This is a genomic window from Streptomyces sp. NPDC029836, from assembly GCF_055574495.1.
In genome coordinates this window covers 24960-40883 of the sequence record NZ_JBVHZI010000007.1, presented here as the reverse complement: position 1 = coordinate 40883, position 15924 = coordinate 24960, and the positions used below count along the sequence as shown (strand labels likewise).

Here is a 15924-nt window from a genome sequence, read left to right as displayed (position 1 = left end):
GTGGTGCCCGCGCAGCGCGGTTCCACTACTGGTTCAAGTCTCGCTCAGCGCCCGGTGAGGCGCTTGGCGTCGGCCAGGTGGGCGGTCAGCCGGTCCTGGATGCGTACGGTGGCGGCGTCCAGCGCGGTCCGCGTACGGCGGCCCGTCCCGTCCCCGGCGTCGAAGGCGGAGCCGAAGACGACGTCGACCCGGCTGCGCAGCGGGGGCAGGCCCTTGACGACGCGGCCCTTGGCCTCGGTGCTGCCCAGCACGGCGACGGGCACTATCGGGGCGCCGCTGCGGACCGCGAAGTACGCGAGTCCGGCGCGCAGGGACGCGAAGTCGCCGTCGCCGCGGCTGCCCTCGGGGAAGATCCCCAGGGCGCCGCCGCCGTCGAGCACGCCGAGCGCGCGGGTGATGGCGGTGCGGTCGGCGCCGCCGCGGTCCACCTTCACCTGCCCGATGCCGTCGAGGAAGGGGCCGAGGGGCCCCACGTACGCTTCCTTCTTGATCAGGAAGTGCAGGGGGCGCGGGGCGGTGCCCATGACCATGGGTCCGTCGATGTTGTGGGCGTGGTTCACCGCGAGGATGACGGGGCCGGAGACGGGCACCTTCCAGGCCCCCAGCACGCGGGGCTTCCACAGCCCGTACATGAGCCCGATGCCGATGCGCCTGCCGACCGCCGCGCCCTTGAAGGAGGGCGTTGCGCTCACCTGGTGCGCCGCTCTTCGACCAGGGTCACGACGCACTCGATGACCTGGTCGAGGGTGAGTTCGGTGGTGTCGACCTCGACGGCGTCGTCGGCCTTGGCCAGCGGGGACGTCTTGCGGCCGGAGTCGGCCGCGTCCCGCTTGACCAGGGCTTCCCGGGTGGCCGCGAGGTCCGTGGCCTCCTTGCCGCGCAGTTCGCCGCTGCGGCGGGCGGCGCGCGCCTCGGCCGAGGCGGTCAGGAAGACCTTGAGGTCGGCGGCGGGCAGCACGGTGGTGCCGATGTCCCGGCCCTCGACGACGATCCCCTCGCCCGCCTCGGCCGCCTCGGCGGCGATGGAGCGCTGGAGGTCGGTGATCAGGGTGCGCACCTCGGGGACGGCGCTGACGGCGCTGACCTTGGAGGTGACCTCCCGGGTGCGGATGGGGGCGGCGGCGTCGAGGCCGTCCACGGTGATCGTGGGGGCGGCCGGATCCGTACCGGACACGAGGGTGGGCTTGCCGGCGGCGACGGCGACGGCCTGCGGGTCGTCGGTGTCGACGCCGTTGGTGATCATCCACCAGGTGATGGCCCGGTACTGGGCGCCGGTGTCCAGGTAGCGGAGTCCGAGCTTGGCGGCCACGGCCTTGGAGGTGCTGGACTTGCCCGTGCCGGAGGGACCGTCGATGGCGACGATCACGGCGGACGGAGCTGCGGTTTCCACGGTGCGGGCACCTTCCTGGTTGCGCGTACGTGTCCGGGCGCGCCAAAAGCGCCCCTCCCCCCAGGTTACCGGGCCCCGGCACCCGCCGGCTCCGCCCGGGAGGGCGGCCCCCGCGGGGGCCGGGAGCGGCCCGGCCCGACGGGGCTACTGCTGGCGCAGGGCCCAGCCCCGCTCGCGCAGCTCCGCCTCCAGGCCGGGGACGGCGCGCGGCTCCACCATCAGCTGGACCAGGCCCGCCTGCTGGCCGGTGGCGTGCTCGATGCGCACGTCCTCGATGTTGACGCCGGCGCGGCCCGCGTCCGCGAAGATCCGGGCCAGTTCGCCGGGGCGGTCACTGATGAAGACGCCGACCGTCTCGTAGGCGGTGGGGGCCGCGCCGTGCTTGCCGGGGACCCGGACGCGGCCGGCGTTGCCGCGCCGCAGGACGTCCTCGATGCCGGCGGCGCCGCCGCGGCGCTTGGCCTCGTCGGCGGACTGTAGTCCGCGCAGGGCCTCCACGGTCTCCTCCAGGTCGGCGGCGATCCCGGAGAGGACGTCGGCGACGGGCCCGGGGTTCGCGGAGAGGATCTCCACCCACATCCGGGGGTCGGACGCCGCGATCCGCGTCACGTCCCGGATGCCCTGCCCGCACAGCCGGACCGCGGTCTCGTCGGCCTCCTCCAGCCGGGCCGCGACCATGCTCGACACGAGCTGCGGGGTGTGCGAGACGAGGGCCACGGCCCGGTCGTGGGCGTCCGCGTCCATCACGACGGGGACGGCCCGGCACAGCGCGACGAGTTCCAGCGCCAGGTTCAGCACCTCGTGGTCGGTGTCGCGGGTGGGGGTCAGCACCCAGGGGCGGCCCTCGAAGAGGTCGGCCGTCGCGGCCAGCGGGCCGGATCGTTCCTTGCCGGCCATCGGGTGCGTGCCGATGTACGCGCCGGCGTCGACACCCAGCGCGGCGAGCTCGCGGCGCGGGCCGCCCTTGACGCTGGCGACGTCCACGTACGCCCGGGCGAGGCCGCGTCCGATCGCGTCGGCGAGGGCGGACGCCACGTGCGCCGGGGGGACGGCCACGATCGCGAGGTCGACGCGGTGCTCGGGGGCCTCGTCGGTACCGGCGCCGAGGGCGGCGGCCGTCCGGGCCTGGGAGGGGTCGTGGTCGACGAGGTGGACGGTGATGCCGCGGGCGGTCAGCGCGAGCGCCGCGGAGGTGCCGATCAGTCCGGTTCCGATGACGACGGCGGTTCTCACGGGTGCTCCAGGGTGATCGCGGACGGCAGGCCCCACTCAGGGTAGCCGGCCGGTACGGCGCGGGGGCCCGACGGTCACCCCGTGGGACGGCGCCGGGCCCGGGGCGGGCTGCCGCCTACAGCTTCTGCTGCTTGATGATGTCCTCCAGCGAGCCCGACGGGAGGGAACCCTGCGGGGTCAACTTGTCGACCGCCGTGGGCAGCGCCCGGGCGATCTGGTCGGCGGCGTGCTCCGGGCTGACGCCCGTCTGCTGGGCGACCTTCTGGAGGGCCTCGTCCGGCAGGGCCTGCGCGATCTCCGCTCCGCTGACGGCCTTGTTCTCGCCGGTGCCGACCCAGGACCGGGCCTGGTCGACCAGACCGGACTTGGTCAGCATGTCCAACAGCCCGCCCAGCGGGTTACTGCCGCCGCCCGCCGCCTGGGCGCCCTGGCCACCGCCGCCCGCGCCGCCGAGGGCTCCGAGCAGGGCGCCCAGGATGTTGCCCGCGCCGCCGCCCTGGCCGCCCTGGCCGCCCTGGCCGCCTTGGCCGCCGCCGAGGAGGGAGCCGAGCAGGGAGCCGAGGTCATTACCCGCCATGGTCACGCCTTTCGAAGAGGGAGCGGGCCCGCTCATCCAGCGCGGCGCCCGGCGTCGAGACACGGACAATGTCACCCGAATCGATCCGAGCCGCCACTCGCCGTACCCGCGTGCCCCCGGTAGGGCGGACCTCCACGCGCCGCCGCCCGCGCCGCCTCCCGCGCCGTGCGGTAGAACGACCGGCATGATCTTCCACATCGTCCCGCTCGCCGACTGGAGCGCCGCGCCGGAGCTCCCGTACGCCCCCGCCTCGCTCGCCTCCGAGGGCTTCGTCCACTGCTCGGCGGACCGGGCGACCCTGCTGGCCATCGCGGAGGCCCACTACCGGCGGACGCCCGGCACCCTGCTCGCCGTGGAGCTGGACGAGACGGCGCTGACGGCCGAGGTCCGCCGGTCGGATGAGTCGGACGGCCGTTACCCCCATGTGCACGGTCCGTTGAACCGGAACGCGGTGGCCCGCGTGTGGGAAGTCGTACGAGCCCCCGGCCGCCCGGCGGAACTGACGCCGTGGCAGCCGGAGGGATGAACCGGTGTGGCGGGCTTCACCTGGGGCCCGCCACGCGCCAGGATGCTCCACGCCATCCCGGCACCCCAGCGAGGAGATCACATGAGCGACCCCACGCAGACCGCCCGGCGCACCGTGCTCGCGGCCGGAGCCGCCGCCCTGGCGGCCGGCACGATCACCGCCTGCGGCGGCGACTCGGAGAAGCCGGCGAGCGAGCCGGGCGGCGCCTCCACCGGTGAGCCGGGCGGGTCCACCGCCGCCCCCGCGGCGAAGGCGCTGCTGAAGTCCTCCGAGGTGCCGGTCGGCGGCGGCACGGTGCTCAAGGAGGAGAAGGTGGTGGTCACCCAGCCGACCGCCGGGTCCTTCCGCTGCTTCTCGGCCGTGTGCACGCACCAGGGCTGCCTGGTCGACAAGGTCCGGGACGGGCAGATCGACTGTCCCTGCCACGGCAGCACGTTCAGCGTGACCGACGGCGCGGCCACCAAGGGCCCCGCCACCCGCCCGCTGCCCGAGAAGAAGATCACAGTGGCGGCCGACGGCAGTATCTCGCTCGCCTAGCGGGCCCGGGCCCGCCTAACCTCCCGGGATGGACGACCTCGGCCTGGTACGGGACCACACGATCTACAGCTGCGTCATGGGCTCCCGGGCCTTCGGTCTGGCGACGGAGGCGAGCGACACCGACGTGCGCGGTGTCTACCTCGCCCCCACGCCGCTGTTCTGGCGGTTCGAGAAGCCTCCGACGCACGTCGAGGGGCCCCGGGAGGAGGAGTTCTCCTGGGAGCTGGAACGCTTCTGCGAGCTGGCGCTGCGGGCCAATCCGAACGTCCTGGAGTGCCTGCACTCCCCCCTGGTCGAGCGGGTCACCCCGGTGGGGGAGGAACTCCTCGCCCTGCGCGGCGCGTTCCTCTCCCGCCGGGCCCACACCAGCTTCACCCAGTACGCGAAGTCCCAGCACGGCAAGCTGCTCGCCGACGTCCGCGTCCACGGCGCCCCGCGCTGGAAGCACGCCATGCACCTGCTGCGGCTCCTGGGATCCTGCCGCGATCTGCTGCGCACCGGCCGCCTCACGATCGACGCGGGCCCCGACCGCGAACGCCTCCTCGCGGTCCGGCGGGGCGAGGTCGACTGGGACGAGGTCGACGCCTGGATGAACCGCCTCGCGGCCGAGTCCGACGCCGCCCTCACCACCGGCCCGCTCCCCGCCGAGCCGGACCGGGCCCGGGTCGAGGACTTCCTGCGGCGGACCCGCCGCGCCTCGGCCGGGGCCGCCCGGGCCTGACGGCCGGGGCGCGCCGGGTCCGGCTACGCGCCGCGCGCGCGGACGACGAACGCGTCGAGCGCCTCGAACGCGCTCCCCCGCTCCGGCAGGGCCGTCGCTGCCCGCGCCGCGTCCAGGACCGCGTGCAGCGCCTCGTAGTCGGCCGTCGGCGGCGCTCCGGCGTACCCGCCGTGCTCGGCGGCCACCTTCGCCGCCACCAGGTCCGCCAGGTGCGCCGGCGCCTCGGGCACCTCGTCGAGCAGGGTCGGCAGGTGGGCCTGTACCTCGCCGGAGCGCATCAGGTGGATGCCGGTGAGCAGCGCGCGGAACGCGTACAGCAGCGGCTTGAGTTCGCCGCTGCTGCCGAAGAGGCGCCACTGGGTGCCGGCGAACCCCCGGTAGTGGTGGGCGTGGTGGGAGGTCAGTACGCCGGGGGCGAGCGCCACGAGTTCCTCGTGCGCGGGGGTGGTGTGCACCACGAGCGGCGACAACAGCTGTTCCAGTACGTAGCCGTTGGGCCGCAGCATCAGGGCCGCGAACTTGCGCAGGTCATGGGTGACGAGGTCCATCTCCACCCCGTCGTCGTCCCACATCCGGGTCCGGGTCAGCTCGGGGTCCCGCAGGCCGAGCAGCGCCCGCGCGGGCAGCAGGTGCACGCCTCGCAGGTCGACGTCGGAGTCCCGGGAGGGGAAGCCGTACAGGTGGGCGCCCGAGACGGTGGCGAAGAGCAGCGGATCGGGCTCGCGGGCCACGACCGGGGCCAGGTCGAGGGTCATCGCGTCGAGCACGGCTCAGGCCTCCCAGAGGGCGCCGAAGGCGAGGAGCTCGTCGCGGTACTCGATGCGGTCCTCCCAGTCGCGGGGCCACGCGTCGGCGCCGAGGTGGGCTCCCGCGAAGGCGCCCGCGAGGCAGGCGATCGAGTCGGAGTCCCCCGCGGTGCAGGCGGCGCGGCGCAGCGCGAGCAGGGGTTCGTCCGGGAAGAGCAGGAAGCACTGCAGGGCGGTGGCCAGGGCCTCCTCGGCGATCCAGCCCTCGCCGGTGGTCAGGCAGGGGTCGGTTTCCGGGGAGGGCGTGCGCAGGGCGGCGGTGAGCCGGTCCAGGACCGCGAGGCAATCGTCCCAACCGCGGGCGATGAAGGACTCCGGCGTGGCGTCGGAGGTCGCGCGCATCCAGAGGTCGCCGAGCCAGCGCTCGTGGTAGCGGGTGCGGTTCTCCAGGGCGTACGAGCGCAGCTGCCCGACCAGGCCGGTGACCTCGGTGCCGCGGGCCAGCAGGTGGACGGCGCGGGCGGTGAGGTCGCAGGCGGCGAGGGCCGTCGGGTGGCCGTGGGTGAGGGCGGACTGGAGCTGCGCCGCGCCCGCGCGTTCCTCCTCGGTCCAACCGGGGACGAGGCCCACGGGCGCCACGCGCATGTTCGCGCCGCAACCCTTGGAGCCGACCTGGCTGGCGTCGCGCCAGTCCCGCTCGGGCGTCTTCAGCAGGCCGCAGGCCTTCATGCAGGTGTGGCCGGGCGCCCGGTTGTTCTCCGGGGACCGGTACCAGTCGACGAACTCCTCCCGGACCGGGCGGGCGAGCCGCATCGGGGCGATCGGGCCGCGTTCACCGGCGGTGCGTATGCCGCGGGCCAGGGCGAGCGTCATCTGGGTGTCGTCGGTGACGATGGCCGGGCGGGGCAGGGCCATCTGCCGCCAGGGGCCGGTCTTGGCCAGGATCCCGGGAACGTCATTGAACTCCGTGGGGAAGCCGAGGGCGTCACCGAGGGCGAGACCGATGAGCGCGCCGGTGGCGGGGCGCTTGCCGGCCCGCTCCCCGGCGGCGTGGGTCGGGGCGTGGGTCGCGTTCGTCGTCATCGCGCGGGGCCTTCCGTCGGGCGCAGCAGGGGTGGGTGGAGGGCGGTCGCGGGTCCCGCCCGGTAGAGCGCGGCGGGTTTGCCGCGGCCGCCGGTGAGTCGGGCGGCGCCGGGTACGGCTTCGACGAAGCCGGGCGTCGCGAGTACCTTGCGGCGGAAGTTGGGCCGGTCCAGGGGGGTTCCCCAGACGGTCTCGTAGACGGCCCGCAGTTCCCCGAGCGTGAAGTCGGGCGGGCAGAAGGCGGTGGCCAGGCAGGTGTACTCCAGCTTGGAGCCCACCCGATGGCGGGCGTCGGCGAGGATCAGCGCGTGGTCGAAGGCCAGGTCGACGGCGTCCCCGACGGGGACCCAGCGGGCCAGGTCGGCGTCGCCGCCGCCCTGCGCCGCGGGCTCGGGCAGGTCCGGGACCAGCGCGGTGAAGGCCACGGACACCACCCGCATGCGGGGGTCCCGGTCCGGTTCGGTGTAGGTGCGCAGCTGTTCCAGGTGCAGGCCGGCGACGACGGGGCCGTCCAGTCCGGTCTCCTCCGCCAGTTCGCGGCGCGCGGCCGTCTCGGCGGACTCGCGGGGCAGGACGAACCCGCCGGGCAGCGCCCAGGCTCCCGCGTACGGGTCCTGGCCGCGCCGGATCAGCAGGACGTGGAGGGCGCCGGCGCGGACGGTCAGGACGGCGAGGTCGACGGTCACCGCGAACGGCTCGAAGGCGTGGGGGTCGTAGTCGGCCGGGTCATGGTCACCGCCGCGCGGCCCGGGCCCGGTCACCGGTTCTCCGGGAGCGGGTCCGCGAAGCGCCGGCCCTCGGCGAGCAGGGCGTCCACGGCCGTGACGGCCGCCGCCAGCCGGGTCGGCCGGTCGCCGCGCAGGGTCAGGAACTCCCGACCGGTGGCCGTCAGCTCCTCGTGGAACCGGCCGGTCATCCAGGGCCGCAACTGCGGGCCGTCGCGCAGGCCGTCGTCCTCGAAGGGCACGTCCGCGTCGTCGGTCAGCAGGTACAGGTCCCGGCGGGTCAACGAGGCGATCTTCTCGACCTCGGCGTTGCGGCCGCCCAGGTAGCGCTCGTGCCAGATCCCGGTCGCGAAGGAGTCGGTGTCGCAGAAGAGCACGGGCGAGCCGAGCCGGGCCGCCCGTTCCTCCGCCTCGTCCTGCCGGCGGGCGATGACCGGGAACTCCCGCGAGGTGAAGGTGACGTCGGACCAGGAGGCGGCCGGGTCGGCCGCCCGGGCCGCGGCGAGCTTCTCCTCGCTGTACTCGCGCCCGTACTCGGCGACCCAGCCCGTCCCCGCCCACACCCCGCCCCGCGCCCGGTAGTGCGCGGCGAGGTCCCGGGACAGGGTGGTGGTGCCGGTGGACTCGGCGCCGAGCACGACGACCCGGCGGGTCAGGGCGGCCCGTACGGCCGGCCCCAGGAACTCCCAGCAGGCCACCGGGTCGGCGCGGACGGCCGTGCCGGAGATGGGGAACAGCGTCCGCTCCGGGTCGACGCAGACCTCCCGCGCCCCGAACCGCCGGGCGAGCTCGGCTCCGTAGGCCTCCGAGGTGAAGACGGCGTCGACGGGGCGGCCCACCGCGCTCCGGAAGATCGCCATGTGCGCCTCCCAGACCGCCGGGTCGTGCAGGTCGACGGGGACGTCGTCGACGGCTCCGACCACGTCCGCCCCGGGGTGCGCCTCGCGCATCCAGGCGACCCGGTCGGCGAGCGGCACCGACTCAACCGAGGCGGCGCACACCAGTACGGTCAGCCGCTCGCAGCGGGCCTGGGCGGTGCGCACCAGGTGGTGGTGGCCGGCGTGCGGCGGGTAGAACTTGCCCAGCACCAGCCCGTGTCCGAAGCGCTCGCCGCCGCTCACGCCCGCACCCCGGCGCTCTCGCGGAGGTCCGTCGCGGGGAGCGTGCGGCGCCAGCCGATCAGCCCGGCCACGCACAGGGCGAGGAAGCCCACGTACAGGACCGAGGTCAGGTACAGCCCCTTGTAGGCGTAGAGCGGGATGTAGACGAGGTCGGCGGCGATCCACAGCCACCAGGATTCGAGGCGCTTGCGGCACTGCCCGTAGGTGGCCATGAGCGAGAGGCCCGTGGTCAGCGCGTCCCAGAACGGCACGGTGGAGTCGGTGGCGCGGTCCAGCAGCAGGGTCAGCGCGGCGGTCCCCACCGCCCCCGCCACGAGCAGCCAGGCCCACTCGGCGCGCGTGGTGCGGCGCACCGGCAGGGCTCCCGCGGTTCCTGGTCCACCCCCGTGGGTCCAGGACCACCAGCCGTAGGCGGCGAGGGCGATGAAGACGATCTGGAGTCCGGCGTCGGCGTAGAGGCCGGCCTGGGTGAACAGCACGATGAAGAAGACGTTGTTGGCGATGCCGACGGGCCAGTTCGCGACGTGCTGCCGGGCCACCAACCAGACGCACACCGCCCCGGTGGCGAACCCGAGGATCTCGGTCCAGCTCGTACTCCAGCCCATGGCGGCCCCCGCGCGTTCGTAAGTTCCCGACCTTTAATGGTCAGGTTGACTATAAACGGCGGGCGGGTCGTCGGGCAAGCGAAGAGCCCGCGGCGCCGGTGGGCGTCGCGGGCTCTTCGGGTGGGCGTGGGGCCTACAGGCCGACCTCGCGCATCAGCATGCCGACCTCGGTGTTGGTCAGGCGGCGCAGCCAGCCGGACTTCTGGTCACCGAGCTCGATCGGACCGAAGGAGGTCCGGACGAGCTTCTCGACCGGGAAGCCGGCCTCCGCCATCATGCGGCGCACGATGTGCTTGCGGCCCTCGTGGAGGGTCACCTCGACCAGGTAGTTCTTGCCGACCTGGTCGACGACGCGGAAGTGGTCGGCGCGGGCGTAGCCGTCCTCCAGCTCGATGCCGTCCTTGAGGCGCTTGCCGATCTCACGCGGCAGCGGGCCGGTGATCGCGGCGACGTAGGTCTTCTTCACGCCGTACTTCGGGTGCGTGAGGCGGTGGGCCAGCTCACCGTGGTTGGTGAGCAGGATGATGCCCTCGGTCTCGGTGTCGAGCCGGCCGACGTGGAAGAGACGCGTCTCACGGTTGGTGACGTAGTCGCCCAGGCACTGGCGGCCGTCCGGGTCCTCCATGGTGGAGACGACGCCGGCGGGCTTGTTCAGCGCGAAGAACAGGTACGACTGGGTGGCGACGGTCAGGCCGTCCACCTTGATCTCGTCCTTCGGCTGGACTCGCTTGCCCTGCTCCAGCACGATCTCGCCGTTGACCTCGACGCGGGCCTGCTCGATGAGCTCCTCGCAGGCGCGGCGCGAACCCATGCCGGCGCGGGCGAGGACCTTCTGCAGGCGCTCGCCCTCCTCCTCGGCACCCGGGAAGGTCTTCGGGGTCTTGATCTCGGGCTTGTCGGCGTACCGGTCGCGCACGCGCTCCTCGATCCGCGCCTCCAGCTCGCGCGGCTTGGACTGGCCGCTGCGGCTGCCGGGGCCGCGGCGCGGGCCGCCGGCCCCGCCGATGGCCGGGGTCCGGGAGGTCTTGGGGCCGCCCTTGGCCCCACCGCGGGCCGCCGCGCCACGGGCGCCGCCACCGCGGTTGCCGTCGGCCGCGCCGCGGGCACCGCCGCCGCCGGCCTTGGCTCCGCCGCGGCCGTTGCGCTCGCCCTCGGGGCCCACGTCGTAGCGGCGCTCCTCGGGGCGGGGGTTGCGGATGCGGGGCGCCGGCTGGTCGCGGTCGCGGTCACGCGAGTCGGAGCCACCCTGGTAGCCGCCGGAGCTGCCACCGCTGGAGGAGCCACCGCGGTAGCCGCCGGAGCTGCCACCGGAGGACGAGCCACCGCGGTAGCCACCCGAGCTGCCACCGGAGGACGAGCCACCGCGGTAGCCACCCGAGCTGCCACCGCTGGAGGGGCCGCCCCGGTAGCCGCCGGAGCTGCCACCGGAGGACGAGCCACCGCGGTAGCCACCCGAGCTGCCACCGCTGGAGGAGCCCCCGCGGTAGCCACCCCCGGAGGAGCCGCCGGAGCCGGAGCCGCCGGAGCCGCCCCGGTAGCCGCCCGAGCCGCCGCCGCTGGACCCGCCGCGGGAGCCGCCGCCCGAGCCGGAGCCACCGCCGCGGTAGCCACCGCCCGATCCGGAGCCACCGCCGCGGGAGCTGCCGCCGCGTGCGCCGCCACCGCCGCCGCTGCTGTTCCTGTTGCCGCTGCCGTTGCCGTTACCGCTGCTTCGCATCAAAGTTCCGTCGTCTTGTCGTCTTCTGAGGTATCCGGTGCATCCGGATCGAACGACGGAACACCCTCTTGCGTCTCGGCTTCGATCGCGTCCGCCTCGGGGAGGAAGGGCGCGAGCTCCGGGAGCTCGTCCAGGCCGCGCAGGCCCATCCGCTCCAGAAAGTAGTTCGTCGTCCTGTACAGGATCGCACCTGTTTCGGGTTCCGTGCCCGCCTCGGTCACCAGACCCCGCTGGAGCAGGGTCCGCATGACCCCGTCGCAGTTGACTCCGCGGACCGCCGAGACCCGCGACCGGCTGACCGGCTGGCGGTACGCGACGACCGCCAGCGTCTCCAGGGCCGCCTGGGTGAGGCGGGCCTGCTGGCCGTCCAGGACGAAGGCCTCGACGGCCTCCGCGTACGCGGGGCGGGTGTAGAACCGCCAGCCGCCCGCGACCGTGCGCAGCTCGAAGCCCCTGCGCTGCGCGGTGTACTCGTCGGCGAGCTCGCCGAGGGCGTCGGCCACCTCCCGCGGGGTGCGGCCCAGCACCTTGGCGAGGTGGTCCGTCGTCGCGGGTTCGTCCACCACCATCAGGACGGCCTCCAGGGCGCCCTTCAGCGCCGGCCCGGCGTCGGCCTCCTCGTACGTGTCCCGCTCCTGGGCCTGTGTCATTCGCCCGCCTCCACGACCTGGTCGAATTCGTCGGTGACCTTCGGCATTCCGTCGCCGTCCCCGCCGCTCCAGCGCACGGTGAGGGTCCGCAGGGCCTCCTCCTGGTCGAGGACCACGGCCTTCTCCCGGTAGAGCTCCAGCAGCGCCAGGAACCGCGCGACGACGGTCAGGGTGTCCGGGGCGTCCTCGGTCAGCTCCTGGAACGTGGCCTCGCCCCGCGCCTTGAGCAGGCGTACGACGTGTCCCGCCTGCTCCCGCACGCTGACGAGCGGGGCGTGGATGTGGTCGACGTACACCTCGGGCTTCGCCCTGGGCCGCATGGCCCGCACGGCCAGTCGGGCGAGGCCCTCGGCGCCGATGCTGATGACGACCTCAGGCAGCAGGTCGGCGTGGTGCGGCTCCAGGCCGACGGTCCGGGGGTAGCGCTTGCCCTCGTCCTCGGCGCGCAGCTCGAAGATCTCGGCGATCCGCTTGTACGCCCGGTACTGCAGGAGCCGCGCGAAGAGCAGGTCCCGGGCCTCCAGCAGGGCGAGGTCGGCCTCGTCCTCGACCTCGGCGGCGGGCAGCAGCCGGGCGGCCTTCAGGTCGAGCAGGGTGGCCGCGACCACCAGGAACTCGGTGGTCTGGTCGAGGTCCCAGTCGGGGCCCATGGCACGGATGTGCGCCATGAACTCGTCGGTGACCTTGGACAGGGCCACTTCGGTGACGTCGAGCTTGTGCCGGGAGATCAGCTGGAGCAGCAGGTCGAAGGGGCCCTCGAAGTTGGCGAGCCGCAGCGTGAACCGCCCGTCCCCGGCGGGCCCGCTCTCCGGGGCTTCCCGCGCGCCTTCCGGCCCGGCCGGCCGGTCGGGCTCACCCACCGCCTGCCGCGCGCGCTCCTGGCGGGGCTCGACGGGGGCGCCGGCGCCCCGGGGGCGCTCGGGGGCCCCTTCGACCGGCGCGGGCCGCGACGGGCCCGCCTGGGGCTCCTCGGCCGGTTCCGGCCCGCGGCCCAGGCTCCGGCGGGTCGGTCGGGCGGGGAGGTCGTTCGGGGGCATCGCGGTCCAGGGGGTGGTGCGGAGGGTTCGGCCGGGCGGGCACGGCCGCCGGCCGACCCTGACTCAGCCTATGCCCCGGACCCGGGCGGAAGCCGGATCAGCGGCCGCGCAGGCGGCGTACGAGGATGCTGGCGTCCCCGCGGGACTCCAGGTCCGCCAGGACCACGGCGACCGCCTCGCGGACGATGCGGCCCCGGTCGACGGCCAGCCCGTGTTCACCGCGGAGCACCAGTCGGGCGTGCTCCAGGTCCATGAGCTCCTCGGCGGAGACGTAGACGGTGATCTTCTCGTCGTGCCGCTCGCGCCCGCTGGGCCGCCGGTTCGCGCCCCGGCCCTGCCCCTTGCCGGACCGGGGCGAGGACGCCCCGGCGGCAGAGGCAGAACCTTCCTGCGGCCTGCGCTGCGCGCCGACCCCGGGATCGCCGGCTTCCCGTACGCGGCTGTCCCCGGTGGTCCGTGCCGTGCCGTCCGCCGGCGCGGCCGCGTGCTCCGGGCCGCCGGCCGGCGCCTCGTCGGCGCCCCGCCTCGGCGAGGACGACTGGAGGGCCATCCCCCCGGTCGTGCGGAACAGTTCGTCGGCTCCGGGCAGACTCACTCGGCGGGACACCGGGCGAGCACCTCCCTGGCCAGCTGGCGGTAGGCGGCGGCGCCGACGGAGTTCGACGCGTACGTGGTGATCGGCTCACCGGCGACCGTGGTCTCCGGGAAGCGCACCGTGCGGCCGATGACCGTGTGGTAGACGTGGTCGTCGAAGGCTTCGACGACGCGCGCCAGGACCTCGCGGCTGTGCACCGTGCGGGAGTCGTACATCGTGGCGAGGATGCCGTCGAGCTCCAGCTCCGGGTTGAGCCGCTCCTGCACCTTCTCGATGGTCTCGGTCAGCAGCGCCACACCGCGCAGCGCGAAGAACTCGCACTCCAGCGGGACGATGACCTTGTGCGCCGCCGTCAGGGCGTTCACGGTCAGCAGACCGAGCGAGGGCTGACAGTCGATCACGATGTAGTCGTAGTCGGCCATCAGGGGCTTGAGGGCCCGCTGGAGCGTGGACTCGCGCGCGACCTCGCTGACCAACTGGACTTCCGCGGCCGAGAGGTCGATGTTGCTCGGCAGCAGGTCCATGTTGGGGACCGCCGTCTTGAGCAACACCTCGTCGGCCGACATGCCCCGCTCCATGAGCAGGTTGTAGACCGTGAGGTCGAGTTCCATCGGGTTCACGCCGAGGCCCACGGACAGGGCGCCCTGCGGGTCGAAGTCGACGAGCAGCACCCGCCGTCCGTACTCGGCGAGTGCGGCGCCCAGGTTGATGGTCGACGTGGTCTTGCCCACGCCGCCCTTCTGGTTGCACATCGCGATGATCGTCGCCGGGCCGTGTTCGGCCAGCGGACCCGGGATCGGGAAGTACGGGAGCGGGCGTCCGGTCGGGCCGATCCGCTCACGGCGCTGACGGGCAGCGTCGGGGGCGAGGGTGGCCGCGTACTCGGGGTCCGGTTCGTACTCCGCGTCGGGGTCGTAGAAGTGCCCCTCGGGCACGTTTGCGTAGTCGGCGAAACCCACGGGCTTGTCGCCGCTCGGGTCGCCGGCCCTGGAGTTCACGTCTAGGCCGTCCATGCTGTTTCGGGGCGTCGTCATGTGCTGGTGGTTTGCGAAGGTGCGGACCGCGACGGAGCCGACAGCTTCGAGCCCGACAGGACCCTGGCCCCGCTCAGGCATCCCTGCTCGACCACCTCCAGGAGCAAATGTCGACTCATTCACAAGTCGTCTTACCTCCTCGGACGTGACCAGGACACTTATCGATAGGTCAGCGTTGCACCATGCCGACGGTTGGCGACTCTATGGCGTGTCACCGCTCAGCGGCAACACAATCCACCGGACCCGACGCGTTGTGTCGGCAACCGAACACCACTCTGTCAAGGGCGTGCGAGCTGTCACTGCGAAGTTTCGCGGGTGTGCGAAAGGGTTAAAGGGTTACGTTCGAGGCGAGTTGAGCCGGGTCCGCGGACACCCCGCAAACGCGTCCGGCCGGACCTCGCGAGCAAGGTCCGGCCGGATACGTGAGATTGACGTCAGTCGTTGACGAATCAGCCGAGCAGCGTGCTCAGCTCAAGGGTCTCCAGGCCGTGGGCCTCGGCGACGGGACCGTAAACGACCTGCCCGTCATGGGTGTTGAGACCCAGCGCGAGCGCCTGGTCGCGACGGAGCGCCTCGGCCCAGCCGAGGTTCGCGAGCTGCACGATGTACGGCAGGGTCGCGTTCGTCAGCGCGTAGGTGGAGGTGTTCGGCACCGCGCCCGGCATGTTGGCGACGCAGTAGAAGACCGAGTTGTGGACCATGAAGGTCGGCTCGGCGTGGGTGGTCGGACGGGAGTCCTCGAAGCAGCCGCCCTGGTCGATCGCAATGTCGACAAGGACACTTCCGGGCTTCATCCGGGAGACGAGCTCGTTGGTGACCAGCTTCGGGGCCTTCGCACCCGGGATCAGCACCGCGCCGATGACGAGGTCGGCCGCGAGGACGGCCTTCTCCAGCTCGTAGGCGTTGGAGACGATCGTCTGGATCTTCGTACCGAAGATCTTGTCGGCCTCGCGGAGCTTGTTGATGTCACGGTCGAGCAGGGTCACGTGGAAGCCCATGCCGATGGCGATCTGCGCGGCGTTCCAGCCGGAGACGCCACCGCCGATGACGACGGCCTCGCCCGCGGAGGTGCCGGGCACGCCGCCGGGGAGCACGCCGCGGCCGCCCGCCGAGCGCATCAGGTGGTAGGCGCCGACCTGCGGGGCCAGCCGGCCCGCGACCTCGGACATCGGGGCGAGCAGCGGGAGCTGGCGGTTGGCCGTCTCGACCGTCTCGTACGCGATGGCGGTGGTGCCGGACTCCAGCAGCGCGTCCGTGCACTCGCGGGAGGCCGCGAGGTGCAGGTAGGTGAAGAGCGTCTGGTCCTTGCGGAGGCGGTGGTACTCCTCCGCGATGGGCTCCTTGACCTTCAGGAGCAGGTCCGCGGTCGCCCAGACCTCGTCCGCCGTACCGAGGATCTCGGCGCCGGCCGAGACGTACTCGGCGTCCGTGATCGAGGAGCCCACACCGGCGTTCTGCTCGATGAAGACCTGGTGGCCGTTGCGGACCAGCTCATGCACGCCGGCGGGCGTGATGGCGACCCGGAACTCGTTGTTCTTGACCTCGCGGGGGATGCCGACCTTCATCGTCGATCACGGTCCTTGGCTCAGGGGAAAATACGGGCTACTTCCATACATACCCGCCCACA

The 15924-nt window shown here is 73.5% G+C and carries 18 protein-coding genes; 3 read left to right on the top strand and 15 right to left on the bottom strand.

The genetic code is table 11. The features are described from left to right. Positions 1-44: 44 nt before the first annotated feature. The 4 genes from ACZ4XJ_RS20930 to ACZ4XJ_RS20915 form a co-directional block, all read right to left on the bottom strand. The gene (locus ACZ4XJ_RS20930) at positions 45-728 is read right to left on the bottom strand and encodes a lysophospholipid acyltransferase family protein (protein WP_384002416.1); all 684 of its coding nucleotides are present in this window, start codon (positions 726-728) and stop codon (positions 45-47) included. Continuing rightward, positions 689-1390: a (d)CMP kinase gene (cmk, locus tag ACZ4XJ_RS20925; protein WP_362877354.1), complete on the bottom strand. Its 702-nt coding sequence runs from the start codon at positions 1388-1390 to the stop codon at positions 689-691. Before cmk ends, ACZ4XJ_RS20930 begins: the two co-directional genes overlap by 40 nt. A 144-nt stretch (positions 1391-1534) precedes the next feature. Further along, positions 1535-2623, bottom strand: a complete 1089-nt coding sequence (locus ACZ4XJ_RS20920; RefSeq protein ID WP_362877355.1) for a prephenate dehydrogenase — start codon at positions 2621-2623, stop codon at positions 1535-1537. Between the two features lie 115 nt (positions 2624-2738). Continuing rightward, positions 2739-3200 (bottom strand): YidB family protein, encoded by a 462-nt coding sequence (locus ACZ4XJ_RS20915; protein WP_468496991.1) that lies wholly within the window; start codon positions 3198-3200, stop codon positions 2739-2741. A gap of 184 nt (positions 3201-3384) precedes the next feature. Here ACZ4XJ_RS20915 and ACZ4XJ_RS20910 point away from each other — a divergent pair, with 184 nt between their 5' ends. The 3 genes from ACZ4XJ_RS20910 (at position 3385) to ACZ4XJ_RS20900 (ending at position 4984) form a co-directional block, all read left to right on the top strand. Next, complete coding sequence (locus ACZ4XJ_RS20910; protein ID WP_362877357.1) at positions 3385-3726, top strand: DUF952 domain-containing protein; 342 nt, start codon at positions 3385-3387, stop codon at positions 3724-3726. An 81-nt stretch (positions 3727-3807) separates the two neighbouring features. Next, the gene (locus tag ACZ4XJ_RS20905; RefSeq protein WP_468496990.1) at positions 3808-4263 is read left to right on the top strand and encodes a Rieske (2Fe-2S) protein; all 456 of its coding nucleotides are present in this window, start codon (positions 3808-3810) and stop codon (positions 4261-4263) included. Between the two features lie 28 nt (positions 4264-4291). After that, complete coding sequence (locus tag ACZ4XJ_RS20900; protein ID WP_362877359.1) at positions 4292-4984, top strand: nucleotidyltransferase domain-containing protein; 693 nt, start codon at positions 4292-4294, stop codon at positions 4982-4984. Positions 4985-5007: 23 nt separating this feature from the next. Here ACZ4XJ_RS20900 and ACZ4XJ_RS20895 read toward each other — a convergent pair whose 3' ends face one another. The 11 genes from ACZ4XJ_RS20895 to ald all read right to left on the bottom strand — a co-directional run bounded on the left by ACZ4XJ_RS20895 (position 5008) and on the right by ald (position 15862). Beyond that, positions 5008-5739 (bottom strand): nucleotidyltransferase domain-containing protein, encoded by a 732-nt coding sequence (locus ACZ4XJ_RS20895; RefSeq protein ID WP_468497147.1) that lies wholly within the window; start codon positions 5737-5739, stop codon positions 5008-5010. Positions 5740-5754: 15 nt separating this feature from the next. Next, positions 5755-6813, bottom strand: coding sequence for an ADP-ribosylglycohydrolase family protein (locus ACZ4XJ_RS20890; RefSeq protein ID WP_468496989.1), 1059 nt, complete (start codon positions 6811-6813; stop codon positions 5755-5757). Beyond that, the gene (locus tag ACZ4XJ_RS20885) at positions 6810-7574 is read right to left on the bottom strand and encodes an NUDIX hydrolase (RefSeq protein WP_362877362.1); all 765 of its coding nucleotides are present in this window, start codon (positions 7572-7574) and stop codon (positions 6810-6812) included. The genes ACZ4XJ_RS20890 and ACZ4XJ_RS20885 overlap by 4 nt, the downstream gene beginning before the upstream one ends. Beyond that, complete coding sequence (locus ACZ4XJ_RS20880; RefSeq protein ID WP_468496988.1) at positions 7571-8659, bottom strand: AAA family ATPase; 1089 nt, start codon at positions 8657-8659, stop codon at positions 7571-7573. Before ACZ4XJ_RS20880 ends, ACZ4XJ_RS20885 begins: the two co-directional genes overlap by 4 nt. Continuing rightward, a complete protein-coding gene (gene pnuC, locus ACZ4XJ_RS20875) occupies positions 8656-9264 on the bottom strand; it encodes a nicotinamide riboside transporter PnuC (protein WP_362877364.1) in 609 nt (202 codons plus the stop codon). The genes ACZ4XJ_RS20880 and pnuC overlap by 4 nt, the downstream gene beginning before the upstream one ends. Positions 9265-9397: 133 nt before the next feature. Further along, positions 9398-10981, bottom strand: a complete 1584-nt coding sequence (locus ACZ4XJ_RS20870; RefSeq protein WP_468496987.1) for a pseudouridine synthase — start codon at positions 10979-10981, stop codon at positions 9398-9400. Beyond that, positions 10981-11631 (bottom strand): SMC-Scp complex subunit ScpB, encoded by a 651-nt coding sequence (gene scpB / locus ACZ4XJ_RS20865; protein WP_468496986.1) that lies wholly within the window; start codon positions 11629-11631, stop codon positions 10981-10983. The genes ACZ4XJ_RS20870 and scpB overlap by 1 nt, the downstream gene beginning before the upstream one ends. Further along, the gene (locus ACZ4XJ_RS20860) at positions 11628-12668 is read right to left on the bottom strand and encodes a segregation and condensation protein A (protein WP_468496985.1); all 1041 of its coding nucleotides are present in this window, start codon (positions 12666-12668) and stop codon (positions 11628-11630) included. The genes scpB and ACZ4XJ_RS20860 overlap by 4 nt, the downstream gene beginning before the upstream one ends. 97 nt (positions 12669-12765) lie before the next feature. After that, the gene (locus ACZ4XJ_RS20855) at positions 12766-13275 is read right to left on the bottom strand and encodes a hypothetical protein (protein WP_362877368.1); all 510 of its coding nucleotides are present in this window, start codon (positions 13273-13275) and stop codon (positions 12766-12768) included. Then, on the bottom strand, positions 13260-14378 hold the full coding sequence (locus ACZ4XJ_RS20850) for a ParA family protein (RefSeq protein WP_362877369.1): 1119 nt from the start codon (positions 14376-14378) through the stop codon (positions 13260-13262). The genes ACZ4XJ_RS20855 and ACZ4XJ_RS20850 overlap by 16 nt, the downstream gene beginning before the upstream one ends. 368 nt (positions 14379-14746) lie before the next feature. Then, positions 14747-15862: an alanine dehydrogenase gene (ald, locus tag ACZ4XJ_RS20845; RefSeq protein WP_362877370.1), complete on the bottom strand. Its 1116-nt coding sequence runs from the start codon at positions 15860-15862 to the stop codon at positions 14747-14749. Positions 15863-15924: the final 62 nt, after the last annotated feature.